Genomic DNA, 22709 nt, shown 5'->3' on the forward strand with positions numbered 1-22709 from the left:
CACCGTACCGCGCACCAGGGGGACCCTGCCAGGACCGTCCCTGTGCCAAGGCGCCGGGCACACGACCACGGTGGTCGTCAGCCGCCGCGCTGGGCCCTGTGAGCGCCGTACGCCTCCAGGAATCCCTGGATCGCCTGAAAGCCGTCCCCGAAGGACGCGGGCCGCCACTTCGCCTTGCTGCCGCTGCGGTAGCGGAGATCGAGCCAGGCGGAGATGTTCACGATGGTGCTGTCGGAGAAGCTCTGCCCGCGGACCTTCAGGTCCACCGCGGCAAGCTCGGCAAAGTTCACGACCTCCGGCGTCGTGCTCGCGTCGCGGTATTCGACGGCGGCGTCGGGGGTGATGACCAGCAGCGGATCGGGGTCGTGCGAGGACCCACGCAGCAGGCCGGACAGTTTCCCCCGCTTCTTGGTGAAGACCCGCCAGTTCGCCGGCACCGTGCCCTGGCGAGCCTGTTCGAGGATGGTCTGCGGGTCGGTCATGCCGCCTCCATTGCTTGCTGGCTCCCAATGGATTGTCCGTCCACAAAGAACCGTCTGCCACCGCGGCTCCGATCAGCCGTCAGTCGGATGCGGGCGCCCCAACGCGCCTGTCTCCCTCCCCACCGAAGCACCACCGCCACCCCCGGCGATCCGCCGCTCCCGTGCGGCGGCGCCGGCGCCGGGGCAGGCGCCGGGCCGCCGCACGGGAGTGGTCAGGCCGCCGGCGCCTGGGCAGGTACTGCCGAAACGGCCGGGGCGGAGGGGGCGGCCGGTGTCGGGGCGGGTGCCACGGCGGTCGGCAGGCTCGGGGCGGGAGCCGGGCCGGTCCGGGCGGTCGCCGCGGGTGCGGTCGAGTCCGCCGCGGGAGCGGCGGGCGAGGCGGTGGCGGGCGAGGATGCGGCGGGCGACCGCATCATCAACTCGGTGCTCTGCCGTGCCTGTTCCACCTGCGGGGCGAGGGCCGCAGCGGGCTGCTCCAGGGCCGGGTTGCCACGGGCGGCCCGTGCGAGCGTGGCGGATTCCGGCCGGGCGGCCAGGAGCTGGCTGGCGACCTCGTCGAGGCTGACCGCGCGCTGCAGGCGCGTGGCGAGCCGACCGGCCTCCCGTCCGAGCGAGGCGACGTCGTTCCAGCTGAGGGTGAGGACGACGCGGAGTTCGGCGTTCCCGTCCGGCAGCGCACGGAGGGGCGATACGGGCAGATCGTTCACGGGACCATCCTCGATTCGGTGCGGACGACGGACGACCGACGGCCGGTGCGGCCGCGCGTTCATAGGGAGAGAGAGCCGATCCGGCGAACCAGCCCGCCACTTTGCCCATCTTTTACCTTCCGATCGCGACCGACCGGGCCTCGCCTGGCGTGTCGTCATGTCGCGGGCGCGGTCCGCCCCGCGGCGGCTTCGGCGGACGCCGCGGCGGCTTCGGCGGCGCGGTCGCGGGCCCGATCCCGACCGTAAAGTGGGCGACGACTCCCCGATCCGAATCGCGTGGGACCCGGAGGTGCAGCATGGCGAGGCGTGACTACGAGGACGACCCGGACGCCCCGAAGCCCAACAGCCTCGTACCGGCCGCGTCCGTGATCGTCGTCGACGACACGGGCCGGGTGCTGCTGCAGCGGCGCACCGACAACGGCATGTGGGCGCCGCCCGGCGGCGTGATGGAGCTGGGCGAGTCGCTGGCCGGGTGCGGGATCCGGGAGACGCTCGAGGAGACGGGGATCCGGATCAAAATCGCCGGCATCGTCGGCACCTACACCGACCCGGGCCACATCCTCGCGTACGACGACGGCGAGGTCCGGCAGGAGTTCTCGATCTGCCTGTTGGGCCGCCCGGTCGGCGGCGGGCTCCGCACGTCCGGCGAGTCGCACGAGGTGGGCTGGTTCCGTCCGGAGGAGACCGACGGCCTGCCGATGGTGGCGAGCATCCGCAAGCGGCTCACGGACTGGCGCTCCGGCGCCATCCCCGTGGTCCGCTGACGGCAGGGGCGGCCACGGTGATCGAGGCGGAGTTGAAGGCGCGCGTCCACGACCCCGAGCGCATGCGGGCGCTGCTGGAGGACGCGTACGGCCCCGGCCGGTACGAGGTGTACCGCGACACCTACTACGACGACCCGGCCGGTGAGCTGATGGGCGGCGACCGGGAGTTGCGGATCCGGACCGTACACGGTGCCGGCGGCACCCGGACCGTCCTCACGTACAAGGGAGCCAGGGTCGACGCGGCCTCCGGCTCGAAGCCGGAGTACGAGACCGGTGTCGAGGACGGCGACGCGGCGCACGCCATCCTCCGCGGCCTCGGCCACGTGCCGCGGATCGCCTTCGAGAAGCGGTGCAGCAGCTACGCCTTCACCGTGGACGGCCGCCGGCTCCTGGCCACGCTGGTCCGCGTGCCCGAGATCGACGGCACGTTCCTCGAGGTCGAGACCATGGCGAAGGACGAGGGCGACCTTCCCGGCGCGCTGGCCGTCGTCCGCGGCGTCCTCGCCGACCTGGGCGTCGCGGTGGACGACCTCACCACCGAGCTGTACACGGACGCGGTCGCCGCCGCGCGCGGACCGCGGCACGGCTGAACCGCCCCGGCTCCGTACGGGCTACGCGCCGGGCGAACAACCTGCGCTCCGACCGTCCGCACCCGCACGGTGGAAACCATGCCGAAGCGAACAGCCGTCCTGTCCGACATCCACGGAGTCCTGCCGGCCCTGGAGGCCGTGCTCGCCGAACCCGACGTGCGGGCGGCCGACCGCATCGTGCTCACCGGCGACATCTGCGCCGGTCCGCAGCCGGCCGAGGTCCTCGACCTGCTGAGCGGTCTCGGCGACCGCGTCCGGTGGGTCGGCGGCAACGCCGACCGCGAACTCCTCGAGTACCGCCGTAAGGAGCGCGACACGATCCCCGACCCGATCGGCCCCTGGGCCGCCGAACAGCTCCGCGACGACCACCTCGACCTGCTCGCCTCCCTCCCGCGGACGGCCACCCTCACCGTGGACGGACTCGGCGAGGTGCTGTTCTGCCACGCCACACCCCGGGACGACGAGGAGGTGGTCCTGGTCGACTCCCGCCTCGAACGCTGGGAGGAGGTCCTCGCCGGCCTCGACCCCGACATCCGCACGGTCGTCTGCGGCCACACCCACATGCCGTACGTCCGCCTCGCCCACGGCCGGCTGGTGGTCAACCCCGGCAGCGTCGGCATGCCCTACGGCCGGACCGGCGCCCACTGGGCCCTCCTCGGGCCGGGCGTCGAACTCCGCACCACCCGCTTCGACACCGACGCCGCCGTCACCCGGCTCACCCGCGACTCCGCCTACCCCGACATCGCCGCCTGGGCCGACTACTACCTCCACGCCCGCGCGAGCGACGCCGACGCCCTCACTGCCTTCGCCCCACGGGACGGCCGCGACCACACCGCGTGAAGCCGTGCCCACCGGGCCCTGGCGGGCAGCCGTACTCGGCGCTGCCAGGCGCGCGGGCGGCACGCCGACACCTCCGGGCGCCACGCCGGCCAGGGAGTCGGTCGGTCCGAATCCGGGCCGCGTCGTTCGCCGTCGGTCCCGTGGCCGGGACCCGGGCTGACGCCTCCTCCGAAGAGCGCTTCGCCTGCGCCCGCGGCACCGCCCGGCGCTGGGCGACGGGCAGGCGGTCAGTAGTCCATGATCTCCTGCCACTTGCCGGGGAGCTCCGCCTGGAGGCGGTCGGCGGCCTCGGGCGTCAATGCCCTGTACTGCAACCACCCGAGCTCGACGCCGTCGTCCGAGCGGTCATCACAGACCAGCACATTGCGGCCGACGAACCACCGCTGCAGCCCGTCGCAGGCCTCCGGCCCGTACAGCGAGGGCACCTCCGTGAGGTGCCGCTCCAGGTACTCGGCGTCTCCAGGCAGACGCTCCCGTCGCTGGCCGCCGTTGTCGCCGCACAGGAGGTTCTGCGTGATCAGCAGCTCGATGCAGGCGAGCGAGAAGCGGTCCGCATACGGCTCCCACTCGCTGCCCTCCTCGTAGCTGTCCCACACGACCGGCGGGTCGGACTCGTGGACGCGGTCGAGCGGGATCGCGAAGCCGTACCAGAAGAGCTTCTCCGTCTGCCAGATCAGCACGCTGTCCTCCGCCTCCAGGTCCTCCGGGGCGTACGGATAGCGGAGGGCGTGGAAGAGATCCCGGCGCCGCCCGAACCGGGCGTACCACTCGCGCATCGCACCGGGCAGAGCGAGGCCAAGCCGCTGCTCGGCCGCGGTCAACTCCGCCTCGGGCACTCCGTCCTCGGGCTGCACAGGAGCGCCGAGGTTCTCGGCGAACCGCTCGACAAACGCGAACGCAGCGGACGGGCTGGTCAAAGCCGCCGGCAGATCCACTCGGAGGTCAAGTTCGGACATCCGAGAACGATATCGCCGCAGACCGACATAGCCACGGCCACCGAGCAGACCACCAGGCCTGCCCGGCGGAGGTGACTTTCCACTGCCACTGATCCTTGACGATCTTCCACCGGAGTGTGACCGTGCCGGCTACCCAGGGAGTGTCACCGGCGTTCTGTCGGGTCCAGCCCTGCGGCTCTTCCCCTCCGCTTCGTCGTCGGAGGGAGCTCGTCACAGCCCGACGTTCGACGCAGGGTGTGCAGTGCGATCCGTGGATGCGCTTGCGGAGCTGGTCGACCTGAACCACCCCGACACCGACGCCGTCCTGCTCGACCGGCGCCCGGGCGCGAGGTCTCCGCCACCGAAGGCTACTGAACCGGGCCGGCCAGGGTCTCGATCTGCGGCGACGGACGCGCCGCGGGCTTCGGGATGAGGACGGCCAGTTCCTCCGGGGGGTCGTCGCCGTCCCGGACGGCCGTGACATAGGCCTTCGCCTGCTGGGGTCCCAACAGCGGGGCCTGCCGCCGTACATGCCGGATGGCGGCCATCGTCCCGTCGGATTGCACGAGCGCTCGGACCGCCGCGAGCAGCGGATCGGCCGCCTCCGGCGGGCGGACGCCCTTGATCTGCCGGAGGTAGTGCTCCTCCCACCCGCCGCCGCCGAACCCGACGGCCGCGATGCTGTGGATGCTGCCGTCCTGCCGGTCGACCAGGAATGGCCCGTTGCCCGCCAGCATCGCCCCGATCTCCCCGGTGCGGATGTGCTCCGCCGACTGCCAGAAAACCAGCCATCCGAAGGCATGCTCCTCCACCGCGACGACAGCGAGCCCGGGCAGCCGCGCCATCCACGGAGACTCCCGGCGACTCCTCGCCAACAGGCCCTCGACCAGCTCCACGGCACGTTCCTCGGTGATCACACCTCTCATCGTTCACCACGGCGCAACCGGATTTCGACGCCGCAGGACCGAGGGAGCACCGTCGGGCGTGGCCGGCCGCTCGGCCGTCGCGACAGGGGCCAGAGCCGAACGGGAAGCGGTCAGGGACCTTCGGCCCGCGCAGCCGGGCGAAACGCGCTGGTAGACCAGTAACCGGCCGGCGAAACGAGCGGTCGAAGTCCCTCCGTACCTCCAACTCCCTGGGGAGAATCATGCTTTCCGCCGAGTCGGCCGCGATGATCCGCGCCACCCTGCCCGCCGTCGGGGCGGCCCTGGACGAGATCACCACCCGGTTCTACGCCACGATGTTCGCCGACCGTCCGGAGCTGCTGGACGGGATGTTCAACCGCGGGAACCAGGCCGGCGGTACCCAGCGGCAGGCCCTGGCCGGCTCCATCGCGGCGTTCGCCTCCGCCCTCGTCGCGGATCCCGACACGTACCCGCAGGCGGTACTGGACCGCATCGCGCACAAGCACGTCGCGGTGGGTGTCACCGAGGACCAGTACGTGATCGTCCACAAGTACCTGTTCGCCGCCATCGCCGACGTGCTCGGCGCCGCGGTCACCCCCGAGGTCGCCGCCGCCTGGGACGAGGTCTACTGGCTGATGGCGGGCGCCCTCATCGCCCAGGAGGCGCGCCTCTACCAGGACGCGGGCGTCGTACCGGGTGACACCTGGCGGCGGTGGACCGTGGTCGACCGGGTCCGGGAGACGCCGGACACCGCTTCGTTCCTGCTGCGCCCCGCCGACGGCGCCGCCGCGCCGGGCGCCCGGGCGGGCCAGTACGTCAGCGTACGCGTACGCATGCCCGACGGCGTCCACCAGCTGCGCCAGTACAGCCTCTCCTCCGCGCCCGACGCCGAACTGCGCCGGATCACGGTCAAGCGGGTACACGGCCACGGCACACCCGATGGCGAGGTGTCCGCGCTGCTCCACGACACGGTGCAGCCCGGCGACGAGCTCACGCTCTCCGCGCCGTTCGGCGACGTCGTCCTCGACGACACCGACAACCCGCTGGTCCTGGTCTCCGCAGGGATCGGCTGCACGCCGATGGTCGGCATGCTCGAACACCTCACCGCGACGCGCTCGACCCGACCGGTCACCGTCCTGCACGCCGACCGTTCGCCGGGCGAGCACGCGCTGCGCGCCCGGACCCGCGAGCTCGCCGGTCAACTCTCGGACGCCCGGGTGGAGTTCTGGTACGAGCAGCCCGGGGCCGACGAGCCGGACGCGCACCCGGGCCGGATCGACCTGACCGGCTCGGTGATCCCCGGCAACGCCCGGGTCTACCTGTGCGGGCCGCTGCCCTTCATGCGCGAGGCCCGCGCGCAGCTGCTCCGGGCCGGGATACCGGCCCGCCGGATCCGGTACGAGATGTTCGGCCCCGACCTGTGGCTGGCGGACGCCACCGCCTGAACCGGCAGCAGCAGGCCATCCGTCCCCGGGGACGGCCCCGGGGACGGGCCTCAGTCGAGCACCTCGACGACCAGGCCGGTGCCGAGGTGGCGGGTGCTCGTGATGACGTCGCGGGTCTGGATCACCACGGTGAACTCCGTCCCCTGCTCGAAGACGGCCGGCCGGTCCAGCGTGATCTCGACGGGCCCGTCGAGCGCGGGCCCGGCGGGCGCGGGCCCGTCGAGCGCGGATGCGTCGGCGCCCTCCGGCAGGTGCACCGTCGCCTCCACCACCTCCGACCGCTCCGCGAAGCGCAGTTGGAGGGCCGTACCGAGCGCCGTCTCCGCGCGCAGTGTCGCCCGCAGCCGGCTGTGCGGCCGGACCGTGCCCGGGGTGGCGAGAACCTGGCCGACCGCGACCTGCGTACGGTTGATGCCGGGGATCAGGACCGCGATGTTCTGGCCGACCCGGGCCTCGGTCAGCTGCTTGCGGAACACCCCGAGCTTCTCGGCCGTGATGCGGCGGGTGGGCAGGAGGCCGACGACCTCCAGCTCGTCCCCGACCCGCACGACGCCCTGCAGGACCTCGCCGGTGACGTACGTCCCGTGGGGGTGGCACCCGAAGACGTCCTCGACCGCCATCAGGAAGGACGGCTCGGTCTCGGGCATGGCACACTCCAGGGCGGGCGGTTGAGGTGACGGAACGTCGGGCCCTTTGTAGCATCCGGGCCGACGAGTGCTCACTGACGGTTCATCGGCAGCCGGAAGCGTCGTACCTCCTGCGGCCAGCCGCAGGCGACCGCGATCCTTCCCGCCCACAGGCGCGCGGCCTCCTCGTCGGCCACGTCCACGACGGCGAAGCCGCCGAGGTGCTCGTCGGTCTCGGCGAACGGGCCGTCGGTGAACACCGGTGTGCCGCTCGACGCGTCGACGCTGAACACCGGGGCCGCGTCGTCCACGCCGCCGGTGAAGACGAGGACCCCGGCCGCCTTCATCTCCGCCACCAGCGCTCTGACGACCGCGGCCTTCTCGCGCAGTTCCTCGCCGGTGTGGTCGGGCACCCACTCGTCGTTGAAGGCGATGAGGTACTCGGGCATGACGTCTCCTCAGTGTCGCGGCGGCTCCGTTCGGCCGCCTCTCACCTGTGCGACGGAGGGTACGCCCCGGGTCCGACAACCGGCCGGAAGGCGCGTTCGCCCTACCGCGACCCGCCGTCGGCGCGCCGCACCAGCGGGTCGGCGTCGCGGGTGGCCACGGCCCACACCGCCCGCCCGCGGAGGCGGTCCGCCTCGGCGGGCTCCAGCAGCCGGGCGACGGGCTTCCCCCACGGCGCCGGCGGCGCGGCGCCGCCGACCCGCTCGAGTGCGTACGCCAGGTCCGCCCGGGTCCGGTCGAGCTCACCGTCGGTGTCCCAGTCGCGTACGGTCTCGCAGCAGACCAGCAACCGGGCCTCCACCAGGCCGCCGGCGGGCCCGGACACCGTCCGCCACGGCTCGTCGAGGCGCAGCACCGCGGCGGCGGCGGGGTACGTCTCGCCGGTGGTACGGCGGGTGACGCTGCGTACGGTGTCGGCGGCCCGCTGGGCGAGGTGGCGCTCGTCGGTGCCGGCGGGGACGCGGACGGTCAGCAGGTATCCGCCCACGTCGGTGAGGTGCTGCTGCCGGTGGCGCAGGTCGGGATCGGGGCAGGTGTCGTTGGCGCAGTAGCAGCCGGGGCAGTGCGGGCACGCCCGCGCCACGGTGCATCCGCACCGCAGGCACAGCGTCCCGGCCCACTGCTCCGGGTCCTGTCCGCCGGCCCGGAAGTACGCCGCATCGGGGCGGTACGGCGCCTGCCGGTCCTGCGACTCCGGCCAGTACGGGACCGGCCACGTCCGCGGCCCGGCCGCGAGCGCGGCCTGCAACTCGACGTCGGCCGCGGCGGACCGGGCGGCGAACACCACTCTTTCCGCACGCTTGCCGCGCCGGACGTCGGCGGCAGCCGATCCGATCGGCAGCACGGCGGCGAACCGGCCCAGTGGCACCGGGTCGGCGGCCGGGTCGAGGGCGTCGCGGACGTCCTCGAGCACGCGCTGCCACTCCCCCGCCCGCGTCCACGCGCGGCAGGCCACCACGGTGAGGACCGCGAACGGCGGTTCCTGCGGCTCGCCGGCCGGCAGCAGCTCGACCTGTGCGGCCGCCGGGTACGCCTCCGCGCCGTCCCGCCGGGTCAGGGAGGTCAGCGCCTCGGCGGCGGCCGACGCCCACGCCCGCCGCCCGGCCGGGTCCGGTCCCACGGCCATGGTGTTGCCGATCAGCAGCGCCGTCAGCGCCTCGATCGTCGGCTCGTCGGCGGCCCGGGTGCGGGCGGCGCGCAGCAGGGCGGTGTACGGGGTGGTGGTGCCCGCGTGCTGGGCCGTTCGGGCGGCCCGGGCCGGGGTCGGTCGGTTCTTCTTCGTCACGGTGCGGTCGCATCCCGGCGGGTCTGCCCACGCGCTCCCCGCCCGATGATTCGGCACGGTGATCGACACGGGCGCCCGGGGGCCCCTTGGTCGGCGGCGCCCCGGCATCCCGGCGTGGGCGGGGAGGGGCAGCGACGATCGGCAGTGCGTGTCCAGCCGGGCAGCAGCGTAGTGGCCGCCGCTCGCCGGGTCGACCGGAATTCGCGCACCCGTGGCGCCGTCCGGCCGTCAGGACGCCGTCGGGGCGGGCGACTCGGCGGCCTCCCAGGCGAATCCGTCCGGGTCGGCGAAGGTGTCGGTGGTGCTGCCGAGGACGATGCGGTGCGAGCCGGTGCCGTCGACGGGGACGCCGAGGTCCTTGGCGAGGGCCCGGCGCTTGTACAGCGCCAGCTTGACGGGACTGGCCTGCCCGGGGGCGAACTCGGTGTACTTGCCGCCGAAGCTCTTGGCCACGGTGAGGCCCCGGTCGACGTAGAACTGCTTGGTGGCCTTGACGTCCTCGACGCCGATCAGCAGGACGACGTCGTCGATCTCGCGGGTGGCGGGTCCGGTGTCCTTCTTCGCGGACGTGGCGATCTTCCAGATCGTCCCGTCCGGGGCCTGGACGACGCCGCCGTAGCCCCACAGCGACTTCGCGGCGGGCTTGACCACCGTGGCGCCGGCGTCGACGGCGGCGCCGACGAAGCCGTCGACGGTGGCCGGTCCGGAGACCGTGAGCGCCAGGGTGAAGCCGCAGAATCCGGCCGTGTGCGCCTCGGAGGCCCGGAGGCGGATGTAGGTGTCCACGCCGAAGGCGCGGTAGAAGCGGTGGGCGGCGTCGACATCGGCCACCTCGAGGGTGACGGACGCGATGGACGTGGAGGCTGCGGTGGAAGTGGTGTTTGCCATGACCACCACGCTAGGGGCCGCCCGGCCGCCGAGGCTTCTCGAATCCTGACCGGTCCCGGCGTCGGCCTCGCCGGCGGTCGGCCCGGGCGACTCCGTCACCTTTCTCGTCGCGTACGAGGACTTCACCGGCCGCACCATCGCCCACTGCCACCAGCTCCACCACGAGGACCTCGGCATGATGCAGACCGTCCACTACGTGGAGCGGTGAGAGCCCGGGGGTGACCGCCGCAGCCATCGCGACCGCCGCGGCCATCGCCCCCGGGGTGTGGTCAGACCAGCTTGGCGCAGAGCATCGCGTACGGGCGCGAGGCCCACAGCTCGTACCAGGGCTGGCTGTAGGCGACCCCGGCGACGTACTCGTCGTCCGCGCACTGGCCCTTGGCCCAGCCGTACGCGAAGTCGCCGCCGGTCGGAGCCGGGCGGTTGTCGCCCTTGTCGAACCAGACCGTGCGGGTCACCGTGGAGAGCGGGCCGGCGGCCTTGGCGCAGAGGACTCCCAGGCTTCGCCCGTTGCGGCTGAAGCCGGTGGCGAAGGAGCCGGTCGGGCACTGGGCCTTGGTGTACCCGTAGGCCCAGTCGGCGGTCACGTTCGTCTCGTCGTGGACGACGGTGAAGGCCCGGTCGGCCGCCCAGAGGTCGGCCTTGGCGGCGTCGGTGCACAGTCCGCGGTCGCCGCCGTGGCTGAGCCCGACCAGGCGGCCGCCGTCCGGGCAGGAGGCCTTGTGGGCCCCGCTGTCCCAGTCCGCCCGGGCCGTCAGGTAGGCCGAGCGGTTGTCGTCGCCGGCGTCCGCGACCAGCGGGGTCCAGGTGGCGGCGTGCGCCGGGGCCTGGCCGGTGGTGAGCGAGGTGAGCTGCCATTCGCGGCGGAAAGCAAGGAAGGGCAGGTCCTTCTCGAGGACCGGGGTGCCGAGGATCACCAGGCGGGCCATCAGCGCACCGTCGATCGCGATGCCGCCGTAGAGGGTGACGGTGCCGTGGTCGATCGGCGCGGTGTTGCCGGGGTCGAGGACGACCGTGCCGTCGGCCGCGACCCGCAGGTACGGCTCGATGGAGGCCTTGACGCCGACGGTGTCGTAGAGGGCGATCGAGCCCTCGGCGAGCAGGCCGGCCTTGACCGAGGCGGCGCCGCTGAGGCTGAGCTTCAGCGGGGAGACGGTCGACGTGCCGGGGTCGGTGGTGGTGGTCCAGCCCGGGCCCTTGACGTAGTCGGAGTGGACGCCCCAACTGCCGTCGTAGGACTGTTCGGCGTCGAGGGTGACGGTGCCGTCGGCGCTGATGTCGGCGGACAGGGTGAAGGCCAGGTTGATCACCACGGGCAGGGCGCCGACCATCACCACGGGGCTGGCGCTGTACGTGGCGATCGGGATCCGGATCGGGACGCCGCCGGTGAACGTGCCGCTGACGTGCCAGTCGGCGTGCGCGCCGAGCGCGAAGCCGATCCGCGCCTGCTGGGGGTCGATCAGGCCGGTGGCGCCCTGGTAGGAGAAGTCGACGCTCGGGTCGAGTTCGACCGAGCCGGCGAGCGTCGCCGTGGAGCCGTTCGGCAGCGGGACGGTGGCGTCGGCCTTCAGCCCGATGCCGCCGGAGATCGAGCCGTGGCCGCTGACGGGGCCCAGGTCGGAGGTGACCTGGATGCCCTTGAGCTGCGGCTCCACATGGAACGAACCCGGGTCGATCGCCGTGTGCAGGGCGGCGCTGGTGCTGCCGAGCAGTTCGGGCAGGGTGGCGGGCCGGGTGCTCACGGCCACCGTCCCGTCGGCCGCCTGCCGGACGCCGGTCACGGCGACCAGTGCGCCGTGCGGTGCGGCGGCGGTGGGCGGGCTGTCGATCAGCTGTCCGGGCTTGACCGCGTCGCCGGCGGGACCGGCGGGGCTGGCGGCGATCGACGGGGTGTTCGCGGCGGGCGCGAGGACGGCGCTGCCGGTGCCGGGGTCGTAGGAGGACAGGGCGAGGTTCTGAGCGACGGGCGCGGCGGCGGGTGCGCCCGGCCGGGCCGGGTCCGCCAGGGTGGCGTTCGCCGGGCCGCCGGTCGCGGGGGCCAGGGTCGCCGGCACGGTGGCGGCGGGCTGCGGAGTCGGGGCCGTGTCAGCGGCGGCGGCCGGGCCGGCGACGACGACTCCCAGCAGGGAGCCGCAGAGCGCGAGGACGGCGGAGGCCGCAACGGTGGACAGGGTGGGCTTGGGTACGGCCATGTGGAGGGTTCCTTCGGGTCGACGGTCGGGCGCGCCGGGAAGGTTGGCAGACCGGGGCATGACAGAAGGTACCGGCCGGTAGCCCATTCGGGAACGGCAAACATGAGCCATGCTCAAGTATTTGACGTGGCGTCATCTGTTCATCGACCGCACGTCGAAAAGCCGCAGCCCGCGCGTCCGGCCCCGGGGCCGCGGACGGGCCGGACCCGATCCCTCAAGTGGCGGGTTCCTCAGAGCCGGTCGAGGTCGATGCCGTCCTCGTCGTCCATCCCGCCGGCGACGAAGGCGTCGACGGCCGGCGCGCTGTCCAGGCGGACCTGCCAGGCGCGGACCACCTCGTGAAGGGGCGTCAGGTCGTACGTCTGGCGCGAGTCGTCCAGCGCTTTGGCCCAGTCCCGCTCGAACGCCTGCAGCCAACGCGTCCTGCGGTCCTCCTCCTGGCTCCGGATGCGGGTGAGCAGCCGGGCGGCGGCGCGCGGGGCCGGAGCGGGCGGCGGGGCGGGAAGGTGTTCCGGCTGGGCGCTCATGCGAGTCTCCTCCACATCGTCGTCGGCCACGGTACGGCAAACGGATCGCCAGGTGGGCGCGTACGACGGGGAGTTCCGCTCCCGACCGGCTCCGGTCCTACGTCCGGCGCAGGAGCCGGGGCGAGGCCTTTGCCTCAGGCGCGGGTCGATCGCCGCGGCCTACCGTCGTCCGTATGAAGATCCCCGAGCAGTACCGGAACACCGTCATCCCCCACATCATGGTCGACGGAGCCGCCGACGCGATCGCGTTCTACACGGCCGCGTTCGGAGCGTCCGAGCTCTTCCGGCTCGACGGGGACGCCGGCCGCATCGTCCACGCCGAGATCTCCGTCTGCGGGGCGACTCTGATGCTCGGCGACGCCGACGCCCCGTTCGCCACCCCGGACAGGTCCCGGCCGTCCGTCGCCCTCCACGTCTACGTACCGGACGTCGACGGCCTCACCGCCCGAGCCGTCGACGCCGGCGCCGAGCTCCTCTCACCCCCCGCCGACATGCCGTACGGCGCACGGCAGTCCATGCTCCGCGACCCCTTCGGCCACATCTGGATCCTGCTCACCCCCACCACCGCCTGAGCCCGGCCCGGGATGCCCCAGGATGCGCCGGGGCGGCGAAATCGGGTGGAACGGGACGCGGCCGCCTCCTAAGGTGACGGGGTCCCCATCACCCCGACCAGGAGCGGATCATGCGTGTGAGCTACCCGCGGACCCCGCATCTTCCCTGGTCGCCGGGGGCCTCCGCGGACGACGTCCGGTCCGGCGGCCTCGACGGCCTGCGCGGCCGGGAGGTCGTCGTCACCGAGAAGCTCGACGGCGAGAACACCACCCTCTACCGGGACGGCCTGCACGCCCGTTCGCTCGACTCGGGCCACCATCCCGCGCGGGCCTGGGTGAAGGGCCTGCAGGGCCGGATCGGTCCGCTGGCGCCGGCCGGGTGGCGGGTGTGCGGGGAGAACATGTTCGCCCGGCACTCGATCGCCTACCGCGAACTGGACAGCTGGTTCTACGGCTTCTCGGTCTGGGACGCCACCGACCGCTGCCTCGGCTGGGACGACACGGTGCGCTTCCTGCGCCGCCTCGGCGTCCCGGCGCCGCGGGTGCTGTGGCGCGGCACCTTCGACGAACGGGCCCTGCGCGCCCTGCGGTTCGACACCGAGCGGGTCGAGGGGTACGTGGTCCGCACCGTCGAGGGCTTCGCCCGGGAGGAGTTCGGGCTGCGGGTCGCCAAGTGGGTGCGCCCGCAGCACGTGCAGACCGACACCCACTGGATGCACGCGGCGGTCGTGGAGAACGGCCTCGGCCCGGCGGCCGCCCTCTGGGCGGTGCGCTCCGGTGCGCCCGCCGACCTGCCGGCCCTGCTGGCGGCCGCCGGGCTCGACCCCGCCGTCGAAGTCACCGAGGCTGCCGGGGCGGCGGTGGAGGACGTCTGCGCCCGGCTCGACGTCCTCGGCCGGCGCGGCGACGCCCGGCTGGCCGGTGTGCTGGCCGCGGCGCTGCCCGGCAGCAACCGGGCCCGGCTCGCCGCCTCGCTCGCCGGACCGCTCGGCATGCCGCTCGCCCGCCGGGTCGCCGACCTGGTCGGCCTCCACCCGGCGCTGCAGCGCCCGTACCCGGACGAGGACCGTCGGGCCGGCCTCGTCCGGCTGGCGGTGGCCGCGGACCTCGGCGTGCTGCACGCGGTGGCCGCCGCCGTCCCGGCCGGGCGGGCGGACGCCGAGGCGGCGGACGCCCGCGAGCAGGCCGAATGGTCGGCGCTGCACGCCGAGGACGCGGGGCTGCTCGGCGAGGCCCCGCTCGCCGCCCTGCGGACCGGCCTCGGCGAGGCGCTCGCCGAGCTCGGGCCGGACGCCGCCGATCGCTGCTGGGCCGAGGCCCGCGAGGCGTTCGCGCTCGGCCGGGTGACCGGAGTCGAGGACGCGGTCGCGGCGGCCTGGCGGTGGCGCTCGGGCGCCTTCCCGCACCTGGTGCAGCTGGTCGGCCCGTCCGGCAGCGGCAAGAGCGTCTTCGCGGACGGCCTGCCCGCCACGGCCGCCCGGATCTCGCTGGACGCGCTGCGCGAGGAGCGCGGCGACCGCAGCGACCAGCGGGCCAACGCCGACATCCTGCGCGCGGGCCTCGACCGCCTCGACGCGGCGCTCGCCCGCGGTGGCACCGTGGTGTGGGACGCCACCTCGCTCAACCGCCAGCAGCGCTCGCTCGTCCAGGGCATCGCGCAGCGCCGCGACGCCCTGGTCACCCAGGTGGTCCTGCTGGTCGGCAAGGCCGAGCTGGTCCGCCGCAACACGGTGCGGCCGCACCCCGTCCCGTCCGGGGTGCTCGCCGCTCAGCTGCGCCGCTTCGGCCCGCCGTACGCGGGCGAGGCGCACCGCACCTGGTACGTGGGCGAGGCCGGCGCCGTCGAGGACACGGCGGGCACGATCGGCGGGGAGGACGCCTGATGCGCACCAGCGAGGAGGTCTACCACCGCGTCCGCTGGGACGCCCGGTTCGACCCGTCACGGTTCGTGCTGCTCGTCCAGCAGCGCGGCGCCGACCCGAAGCGCGTCCCGCTGGACGGCTTCGCCCCGGGCGGCGACATCCCCTGGCACCGGGTGCTGTCCGTCGAGGCGGACGGCGAGACGGTCTGGGACCGCGCCTCCGGGGTGGACCGGCTGGACACCACCACGGCCGGCCGGGCCCGCGACGGGCGGCGGCTGCACGCCCCGTTCTTCACCGCCCGCACCCCGCACACCTGGGACGGCTCCGCCTGGCGGCCCGCCGACCGCCCGACGGGCGGCCCGGCCCGCGCCACCGTGCGGATCGTCACCTGGAACACCCTCTGGGACCGCTACGACAGCGAGCGGATCGACACCGCGCGCCGCCGTCCGCTGCTGCTGGCGGCAATCGCCCGCACGGACGCGGACGTGATCGCCCTCCAGGAGGTCGAACCGGCCCTGGTCGACCTGCTGCTGCGCGAGCCGTGGCTGCGGGACGGCTGGACGGTCGGCACCGACCCGCGCGGCCCGGACGTACCGGACTGCGGGCTGCTCCTGCTCAGCCGACTGCCCGTGCTGGAGGCCGGCCGGCACGTGCTCGGCCCGCACAAGGCGCTCGCCGCGGTCGTCGTCGACACCGGCAGCGGGCCGCTCACCGTGGCCGCCACCCACCTGACCAGCGACCACACCGAGGACGGGCCCGCCCGTCGGCGGGCCGAACTGGCCCGGGTCACCGAGGGCCTGGCCGGCGTCGAGGGCGAGCTGGTGCTGGCCGGCGACTTCAACGACGGCCGCGGCGGCCCCGACGGCCCGGCCGCCATCCTCGGGCTGCAGGACGCATGGAGCACCGTGCACGGCCCTGCGGACGACACCCCCACCTTCGACCCCGGCGCCAATCCGCTGGCCGCCGTCTCCTCGCTCTCCGGCCGGGCCTCCCGGCTCGACCGCGTCCTGCTGCGCCCCGGCGGCCCGCAGGCCCGCTCCGCCGTCCTGCTCGGCGACCGCCCGAGCGCGGACGGCCTCCACCCGTCCGACCACTACGGCGTCGCGGTCGAACTCGGCCCCGCCGGTTCCGCACCCGGCGGCGTCCTCGACGTCGCGCCGACCGCGCGCACCGCCCTCGCCTGGCGGCCGCCGGACGAGCTGTGGCCCGCAATCCAGGCCGTCCGTGCCGTGCACGACCCGCAGATCCACCGCTGGCCGCCGCACGTCAACGTGCTGTACGGCTTCGTCCCCGAGGCCGAGTTCGAACGGGCCGCGCCGCTGCTCGCGCAGGCCGCCGCCGAGGCGGCACCGTTCACCGCCCGGCTGGCCGGGGTGCGCAGCTTCGGGCACCGCAGCGACTCCACCGTCTGGCTGGACCCGGCCGCCGACGGCGCCGGACCGTGGCAGGCGCTGCACCGGGCCCTGCTGCACCGGTTCCCCCGCTGCCGCGGGCGCTCGGAGGGCTTCACCCCGCACCTGAGCCTCGGCCGCGGCGCGGACGCCGACCGGCTGGCCGCGCAGTGCGCCGCCCGGCTGCCCGCGGCCGAGGCGGCCGTCGGCGAGCTGGTCCTGCTGTCGCGGCGCGGTGACGAGCCGATGCGCCCGCGCGCCGTGCTCACGCTCGGCACCGGCGAACTCCAGTGGCTGCCCGAGCCCGCCGCAGAGCAGCCCGTCCCGGTGGAGGCTCCCGGTCCTGCCGAGGAGGCGCTCGCGGCCCGCACCACCCGGCGGCTCGCCGAAGCGCTCGGCGAGGGCGTCCTGCACCTCGCCGGATCGCGGCGCACCGGCTGCGCGCTGCCCGGCGCCGACCTGGACCTGGTCGTCGCGCTGCCCGGCGAGCCCGATCTCGCGGAGCTCACCGCCCGCGTGGCGGCCGCGCTGCCGGACGCCGTTCGGCTGCGCCGGGTGACCGGCGCCCGGGTGCCGGGCCTGCGCTTCGCCGTCGACGCCCTCGCAGTCGACCTGGTGGTCGTCCCCACCGGGACGCTCGACCCGGCAGAGGCCGTCCCGCGACGCGCCGAGCTGGGCGAGGCGGCCGCCGTGGCGCTGAGCGCCGTGTCGGACGCGGACGCGCTGTCGGCCGCCGTCGGCCCGCGGCACGCCGCATTCGCCGCCCTCACCCGGGAGGTCAAGGCGTGGGCGAAGGCCCGCGGCCTGGACTCGGCGCCGTTCGGCGGCCTGCCCGGCCTCGCCTGGGCGGTGCTGGCCGCCCGGACCGTCCGCGAGGCACCGGACCTCGACGGCCGGGACCTGCTGCTGCACTTCTTCGGGAGCTGGGCGGCCTGGGACTGGCGCGAACCCGTCGGCCCGGTCGCCGTGCCCTCCGAACCGATCACCATCGCCACGCCGACCGCCCCCGTCCGATCCTGCACCGCCCAGGTCACCGCCGGCGGCCGGGAGTTGCTCGCCCAGGAGCTCTACCGCGCCTGGGAGATCCTGGAGGCGTCGACCACCGACGCAGGCGCGCGGGCCGAACTCCTCGCCCCGCCACCCCTGCACCGTCGGCACGCCGCCTGGGCCGTGGTGACCGTACAGGCGGGCGGGGCCGCGGAGTTCGAACCACTCCTCGGCCAGGTCCGCGGCCGGATGCGCGCCCTGCTCGCCGCCCTCGACGAGGCCGGCGCCGCGGACGCGCACGCCTGGCCCCGCCCCTTCGCCACCACTCCCACCGGCGCCCGCTTCGCCGTCGGCCTCGGCCGCACGCCCCTGGACGCCCACACCCTCGCCGCCGTCTCCGACCGCTGGACCCGCGGCCTGCCCGGCGTCGAGGTCACCCTCACCCCGGGCGGCGAGGTCCCCACGCTCTCCTGACCCCCGTTGGACATCCAGCGGGTCAGGTCGCCGCGCCCGCCGCCACCTCGGTCCTCGACCGCGCCCGCCGGCCGCTGCGATTGCAGCCCTCCTCGACCTGAGTGAGCATCATCACAGAATGTGACAATCGGTCACGTTGCGCACGGAAGGCGATTTGCGGATGAGGGCATGGATGCGGGCGAACGCGGTGGCGGCCATGCTGTTCGCCCTGGTCGCGGTGGCCCAGCCGATCGCGGCGGCGGCCGGCGACGGCTGGGGGCACGGCGAGGGGCCCGGTGGTGAGAGCGGGCTGTGCGCACCGGGGGTTCGGGTGGGCCCGGACGGTCCGGACTTCTATGAGCCCCCGTCCCCGCTGCCGGAAGGTCGACACGGGGATCTGATCTGGGCGCGGCGCGTCCCCGCTCCCGAGCATGCGCGGGCCTGCCGGATCCTGTACCGCTCCACGCTGCACGACGGCACCCCGGTGGCGGTGTCCGGGCTGCTGGTCTGGCCCGACGGACCCTCGCCCCGGGACGGGCGCAACGTGGTGGCGTGGGCGCACGGTACGGTGGGCGGCCCGCGCCAGTGCGCGCCTTCGGCGGCGCCCGACCCGGCCGTCGACCTGATCGACTACTTCACCTACGGCAGCCCGTACTCGATCGACGTCGGCGTCCCCGCGCTGACCGACTTCCTCGCCGCGGGCGACGCGGTGGTCGCCACCGACTACCAGGGCCTGGGCACCCCGGGCGTGCACCAGTACGTGGTGGGTGGGACGGAGACACGCAACGTCCTGGACTCCGTCCTCGCCGCCGGGAAAATCCGTGCGGCGCACACGGGCAGCCGAACGGCCGTCCTCGGCTGGTCGCAGGGCGGCGGCGCCGGCCTGTTCGTCGGGCAGGACGCCTCCGGGTACGCCCCGGGGGTCGACCTGGTCGGGGTGGCCGCGCTGGCCCCCGCCGCGGACATCGGGCCCGAGCTCGACGGCAAGGTGCTGCCCGGTCCGCGCAGCGACTCCTCCGAGTCCCACAACGCGGCCCTGCGCATCAACCTCTACCGCGGGTTCCTCGCCGCCTACCCGGAACTGAAGGCCGCCGACGTCCTCCGACCGGCCGGAATCCAGGCCCTCGCCGGCGACGCGACCGCGTGCATCGAGCACTTCGCCGACGTCATCCAGAACAACGTGGGCGACGCACACCAGCTGGACACCCTCTTCCAGCCGATCAAGGACGTACCGGATTCCTGGCGGAACCGCTTCTACGAGAACACCCCCGGCTACGCGACCGGCCTGACACCGGTGCTGGTGATGCAGGGCACCGACGACACCGTCATCAACCCGCACTCCACCGAGCAGTACATCAAGCGCGCCTGCGGCTTCTCCCAGCCCGTCGAGTACACCACCTACCAGGGCGCCACCCACAACACCGTGCCGTTCGTCGCCCAGCAGGAGTACCTGAACTGGATCGCCGACCGGTTCGCCGACCGGCCGGCCCCCAGCAACTGCTGATCCCGCCGCCCTGCCACCTCCCACCACTGCCCCGCCGCCGTCACCCGTCGTGGCCGTGCTGCTCGAAGAGCCGGTCGGCGAGCAGCGCGTGGGCGAGCGAGCCGCCCGCCCGGACGGCGGCTGTCACGAAGGCCGTCTCGGCGAGCTCCTCGGCGCTGACGCCGTGTCGGCGGGCGGCCGCGGTGTGCACGTCGAGGCAGTACGAGCACTGGGTCACGAGGGCGACGGCCACCGAGATCAGCTCGCGGTAGCGCCGCGGCACCGCGCCGTCCTCCCGGTCGACCGCCTCCTGGAAGGCGAGCCAGGCGGCGAACTCCGCCGGGGCGGCGCGGCCCACCTTGCGGGCGCGATGCAGGTCGTCGGGGTGCTCGTACACGGTGGTCTCCTCGGTCGACGGGCGGGCGGACTCTGCTGTCCGGCGCCCGACACCACCTCAGCCCAGGTCTCCGGGGCCCGTCCAAGACCGGTTTCGAACGGCCGGGTCGGCTGTCGGTATCGTGGCCGGTCATGGACCTGCGGGCGTTGCGCTGTTTCGTCGCGGTGGCCGAGGAGGGCCACTTCGGCCGCGCGGCCGCCCGGCTGCACCTCGCCCAGCCACCGCTCAGCCGCCGGATCCGGGACCTGGAGGCGGACCTCGGCTGCCGACTCTTCGACCGGATCCCGACCGGCGCCCGGCTCACCCCGGCCGGCGAGGTGCTGCTGACGCAGGCCCGCGACCTCCTGGAGCGTGCCGACCGCGCCCGGGAGCGGGTACGCGACGCCGAGGCCGACCGGGTGCTCGTCATCGGCGTCGTCGCCGGCGCCGGTCTCAACGCCGGCCCGGCGGCCCTGGCCGCCCTGCGGCGCAGCCGTCCCGGACTGCGGGTACGGCTGCGGGAGGCGCCGATCACCGACCCCAGTGCCGGCCTGCGCGAGCGCCGGGTGGACGTGGCGCTGACCCGACTGCCGTTCGACACCACCGGTCTGACCGTCCGCCCGCTCGCGGTGGAGCCCGTCGTCGCCGCCGTCCCCGCCGACGATCCCCTCGCGGGCCGCGACCGGCTGCACGTCACCGAGCTGGCCGAGCGCTCCCGGTTCCGCCTGCCCACCGGGACGGACCCACGCTGGCGCGCCTACTGGCTCGCCGCCGACGACGACTCACCCGGCCCGGTGGTGACGTCGGTCGAAGAGTGCCTGCACAGCGTGCTGTGGGAGAACGCGGTGGGCCTGCTGCCGGCCGGGGCCTCGCTCCGACACGCCCGGGCGGGCATCGCCTTCGTCCCGGTCGACGGCCACCCCCCGAGCCGGATCGTCACCGCCCACCCCGCGGACTGCACGGACCCACTGGTAGACGCCCTCGTCCACGCCCTCACCACCGCCGTCCGGCCCGCAGCGGCCCAACAGCAGCATGTCCTGACGGAGCAGCCGGACGCCTCGACCGGCCCACCGCACGACCGCTGACGGGGGCCCAACTGGGCCTCCACGGTCTGTGTCACGCCTTCAAGAGCCTCGCCTCGTGCGGGTTCAGCGGACCGGGCGGTCGGTGCCGCCCTGCGGGCCCTGTCCGGGAAGGTGGTGGCGGCCCATCGCCGCGTCGAGGCGATCCAGGAGCGGTTCGTCCGCCACGACCTCCAGCACGGCGAGCAGCACGTCCAGGGCCGGCCCGTCACCCTTCGCGACGGCGCGGCAGACCAGATCGACAAAGTCGTCTTCCGACCTGTGGTGTTGAGAAACTGGCATGGTTCTCAGCTCCGGAGCGACGGGGGCGGCGCCGGACGGTTCTGCTGCCCGGGGCCGTCCGACAGGCGGGACAGCGGTTTCAGTCCCCGGATCCGCACGGTTCACTCCTCTCACTCGTCGTCCTACCCCCCGCGCCCGGCAGGGCCTGCGCTCATGGAGCAGCGACGAGGACGCGCGGGAGCCGTTCGGCGACCCGGTCCGCCAAGTCCTCGAACGTCGGTCGCACGAACGGGCCGGCCAGGCGCGCCAGGCCGTTGAAACGCAGCGTCGCGCGGTAGACGACCACGGTGCCTGCCTGCGACGCACGCAGGGTGATGTCGTCGGTGGCGGTCACGGTCCGGTTCTCGCCCACGAAGACCAGCCGGTCCTGGTCGTAGCGCTCCAACCGGTAGGTGAGCCGGGTCTGCCGACTGCGGAAGCGGGAGACGTTGAGCCACGTGGCACCCTCGGCGACCGGTCCGCTGTCGATCCGGGTACAGCTCTCGGTGCCCGGGTCCCACTCCGGCGTGTTGCCGAAGTCCGCCAGGTAGGCAAGAACCTCGCCGACGGGCCGCTCGATGGTGATCCTGCGTTCAACGGTGACCATCCGTGGTGCTCCCTTCGCACGATCGGCGCGCCGCCAGGTGCTTCACCGGTCATTCGTTGCCGGGCGCCGAACGGATGGGTGGCGGGTCCAAGGCCGCCCGCGCGGTCCCGGCCGCTCATCGAGGCGACGGACCGCGGGCGGCCTCGGCGACCGACTCCGCGACGTGCGGGCTCTCGCGTTCCACTCCCCGGAGACGCAGCGTTCACGCAGCGTTGCCGCCCCTCCCCGGGACCGGTGGTTCACCTCCGGTGGTTCGTCACTGGTCCTGGTCGGGCCAGGTCGCCACGACGTCACTCCAGTCGGCGAAGCGGGGGCCGGGAACCGTCTCCTGGGCCGACCGGCCGTTCAACCAGCACAGTTCGACGGAGTCGATCTCGGTGTCGAGTACGCAGCACACTCCCCCGCTGGCAGCGGCGAGGCCGGTGAACACCGCTCTGACGCTCGCGGACTGCTCGAACATCAGGCTCATCCCCGTGGTGGCTGCGGTGAACTGGAGCGAGGCGTAGCGAGGGTGCTCCGCGGGCGCGAACCGGACGGTGAGGTAGATGTACCCGATCGCGGCCCTCCCGAGCTCGTCGAGTTCGAACCCGTGACCCTCGACGAACTCGCGCACGGCGTCGTCGACGCCGACCACGAGGGAGGTGTCGAGTTCGAGCGTGCCGCCGGCGGAGCAGTCGACCGGGTCGCTCTTGAAGTGGGATGTGAACGGGACGACGAGTCGGTCGCCGCCGGGAATGGTCAGCGTGAGCGGAGGCTTCCGGCGGGGTCGCGGCGCGAGCTGGACGAGTTCGGCGAGCGCCCGGGTGACGTTCCGGGCAGGCGTGAAGATCTCGTAGCTGTAGTCGAGTCCCATGCGCCCCTCTCCTCCCGGTCGTGCCGCATCCTCCCATGACGCGGCCGAACGGACCCGCGTCTTTCCCGGGAGCGCACGGTGCGCAGGGTCACCGGAGACAGTTCGTAAAC

At 74.2% G+C, this 22709-nt stretch carries 23 protein-coding genes and 1 pseudogene; 10 read left to right on the plus strand and 14 right to left on the minus strand.

Annotated elements, in window-relative coordinates:
• Positions 1-77: 77 nt before the first annotated feature.
• The gene (locus tag FHR36_RS20550; RefSeq protein ID WP_253799616.1) at positions 78-482 is read right to left on the minus strand and encodes a hypothetical protein; all 405 of its coding nucleotides are present in this window, start codon (positions 480-482) and stop codon (positions 78-80) included.
• A gap of 212 nt (positions 483-694) precedes the next feature.
• Positions 695-1189, minus strand: coding sequence for a hypothetical protein (locus FHR36_RS20555; RefSeq protein ID WP_253799617.1), 495 nt, complete (start codon positions 1187-1189; stop codon positions 695-697).
• Positions 1190-1485: 296 nt separating this feature from the next.
• On the opposite strand from FHR36_RS20555, the gene FHR36_RS20560 reads away from it, so the two are divergent.
• The 3 genes from FHR36_RS20560 to FHR36_RS20570 all read left to right on the plus strand — a co-directional run bounded on the left by FHR36_RS20560 (position 1486) and on the right by FHR36_RS20570 (position 3383).
• Positions 1486-1953, plus strand: coding sequence for an NUDIX domain-containing protein (locus FHR36_RS20560; RefSeq protein ID WP_253799618.1), 468 nt, complete (start codon positions 1486-1488; stop codon positions 1951-1953).
• Between the two features lie 17 nt (positions 1954-1970).
• Complete coding sequence (locus FHR36_RS20565; protein ID WP_253799619.1) at positions 1971-2543, plus strand: class IV adenylate cyclase; 573 nt, start codon at positions 1971-1973, stop codon at positions 2541-2543.
• 78 nt (positions 2544-2621) lie between these two features.
• Entirely contained in the window at positions 2622-3383 is a 762-nt protein-coding gene (locus tag FHR36_RS20570; RefSeq protein ID WP_253799620.1) for a metallophosphoesterase family protein, read from the plus strand.
• Between the two features lie 227 nt (positions 3384-3610).
• Here the strand turns inward: FHR36_RS20570 and FHR36_RS20575 are convergent, their stop codons facing one another.
• A complete protein-coding gene (locus FHR36_RS20575) occupies positions 3611-4339 on the minus strand; it encodes an SMI1/KNR4 family protein (protein ID WP_253799621.1) in 729 nt (242 codons plus the stop codon).
• Between the two features lie 347 nt (positions 4340-4686).
• Positions 4687-5235 (minus strand): YrhB domain-containing protein, encoded by a 549-nt coding sequence (locus FHR36_RS20580; protein ID WP_253799622.1) that lies wholly within the window; start codon positions 5233-5235, stop codon positions 4687-4689.
• A 230-nt stretch (positions 5236-5465) separates the two neighbouring features.
• On the opposite strand from FHR36_RS20580, the gene FHR36_RS20585 reads away from it, so the two are divergent.
• Positions 5466-6668: a globin domain-containing protein gene (locus tag FHR36_RS20585; RefSeq protein ID WP_253799623.1), complete on the plus strand. Its 1203-nt coding sequence runs from the start codon at positions 5466-5468 to the stop codon at positions 6666-6668.
• 50 nt (positions 6669-6718) lie between these two features.
• On the opposite strand, the gene FHR36_RS20590 is transcribed toward FHR36_RS20585, so the two are convergent.
• The 4 genes from FHR36_RS20590 to FHR36_RS20605 all read right to left on the minus strand — a co-directional run bounded on the left by FHR36_RS20590 (position 6719) and on the right by FHR36_RS20605 (position 9974).
• Positions 6719-7315 carry an EF-Tu/IF-2/RF-3 family GTPase gene (locus FHR36_RS20590; protein ID WP_253799624.1) on the minus strand — a complete coding sequence of 199 codons (597 nt, stop codon included), beginning with the start codon at positions 7313-7315 and terminating at the stop codon, positions 6719-6721.
• Between the two features lie 71 nt (positions 7316-7386).
• Positions 7387-7743, minus strand: a complete 357-nt coding sequence (locus tag FHR36_RS20595; protein WP_253799625.1) for a YciI family protein — start codon at positions 7741-7743, stop codon at positions 7387-7389.
• 101 nt (positions 7744-7844) lie between these two features.
• Complete coding sequence (locus FHR36_RS20600) at positions 7845-9086, minus strand: hypothetical protein (protein ID WP_253799626.1); 1242 nt, start codon at positions 9084-9086, stop codon at positions 7845-7847.
• 228 nt (positions 9087-9314) lie between these two features.
• Entirely contained in the window at positions 9315-9974 is a 660-nt protein-coding gene (locus FHR36_RS20605; RefSeq protein ID WP_253799627.1) for a VOC family protein, read from the minus strand.
• Between the two features lie 85 nt (positions 9975-10059).
• Between FHR36_RS20605 and FHR36_RS40340 the strand changes: the two are divergent.
• Positions 10060-10182 (plus strand): annotated as a pseudogene (locus FHR36_RS40340) (multicopper oxidase domain-containing protein); the annotation flags it as partial.
• 61 nt (positions 10183-10243) lie between these two features.
• Here the strand turns inward: FHR36_RS40340 and FHR36_RS20610 are convergent.
• Complete coding sequence (locus FHR36_RS20610; protein WP_253799628.1) at positions 10244-12166, minus strand: hypothetical protein; 1923 nt, start codon at positions 12164-12166, stop codon at positions 10244-10246.
• Between the two features lie 230 nt (positions 12167-12396).
• Positions 12397-12693 carry a DUF6247 family protein gene (locus FHR36_RS20615; protein WP_253799629.1) on the minus strand — a complete coding sequence of 99 codons (297 nt, stop codon included), beginning with the start codon at positions 12691-12693 and terminating at the stop codon, positions 12397-12399.
• A gap of 173 nt (positions 12694-12866) precedes the next feature.
• Between FHR36_RS20615 and FHR36_RS20620 the strand changes: the two genes are divergently transcribed.
• From FHR36_RS20620 to FHR36_RS20635, 4 genes are all read left to right on the plus strand, one after another.
• Positions 12867-13265, plus strand: a complete 399-nt coding sequence (locus FHR36_RS20620) for a VOC family protein (protein WP_253799630.1) — start codon at positions 12867-12869, stop codon at positions 13263-13265.
• 110 nt (positions 13266-13375) lie between these two features.
• Positions 13376-15127 (plus strand): RNA ligase family protein, encoded by a 1752-nt coding sequence (locus tag FHR36_RS20625; protein ID WP_253799631.1) that lies wholly within the window; start codon positions 13376-13378, stop codon positions 15125-15127.
• Positions 15127-17958, plus strand: a complete 2832-nt coding sequence (locus FHR36_RS20630) for a poly(A) polymerase (protein WP_253799632.1) — start codon at positions 15127-15129, stop codon at positions 17956-17958. The genes FHR36_RS20625 and FHR36_RS20630 overlap by 1 nt, the downstream gene beginning before the upstream one ends.
• A 160-nt stretch (positions 17959-18118) precedes the next feature.
• Entirely contained in the window at positions 18119-19441 is a 1323-nt protein-coding gene (locus FHR36_RS20635) for a lipase family protein (protein WP_253799633.1), read from the plus strand.
• Between the two features lie 40 nt (positions 19442-19481).
• Here the strand turns inward: FHR36_RS20635 and FHR36_RS20640 are convergent, their stop codons facing one another.
• Positions 19482-19817 carry a carboxymuconolactone decarboxylase family protein gene (locus FHR36_RS20640; protein WP_253799634.1) on the minus strand — a complete coding sequence of 112 codons (336 nt, stop codon included), beginning with the start codon at positions 19815-19817 and terminating at the stop codon, positions 19482-19484.
• A 131-nt stretch (positions 19818-19948) separates the two neighbouring features.
• On the opposite strand from FHR36_RS20640, the gene FHR36_RS20645 reads away from it, so the two are divergent.
• Entirely contained in the window at positions 19949-20881 is a 933-nt protein-coding gene (locus FHR36_RS20645; RefSeq protein WP_253799635.1) for a LysR family transcriptional regulator, read from the plus strand.
• Between the two features lie 63 nt (positions 20882-20944).
• On the opposite strand, the gene FHR36_RS20650 is transcribed toward FHR36_RS20645, so the two are convergent.
• The 3 genes from FHR36_RS20650 to FHR36_RS20660 all read right to left on the minus strand — a co-directional run bounded on the left by FHR36_RS20650 (position 20945) and on the right by FHR36_RS20660 (position 22599).
• Entirely contained in the window at positions 20945-21160 is a 216-nt protein-coding gene (locus FHR36_RS20650) for a hypothetical protein (protein WP_253799636.1), read from the minus strand.
• A gap of 151 nt (positions 21161-21311) precedes the next feature.
• The gene (locus tag FHR36_RS20655; protein ID WP_253799637.1) at positions 21312-21746 is read right to left on the minus strand and encodes an SRPBCC family protein; all 435 of its coding nucleotides are present in this window, start codon (positions 21744-21746) and stop codon (positions 21312-21314) included.
• A 256-nt stretch (positions 21747-22002) separates the two neighbouring features.
• A complete protein-coding gene (locus tag FHR36_RS20660) occupies positions 22003-22599 on the minus strand; it encodes a hypothetical protein (RefSeq protein ID WP_253799638.1) in 597 nt (198 codons plus the stop codon).
• Between the last annotated feature and the right edge of the window lie 110 nt (positions 22600-22709).

This window comes from Kitasatospora cinereorecta (assembly GCF_024172095.1).
Classification (GTDB): domain Bacteria; phylum Actinomycetota; class Actinomycetes; order Streptomycetales; family Streptomycetaceae; genus Kitasatospora; species Kitasatospora cinereorecta.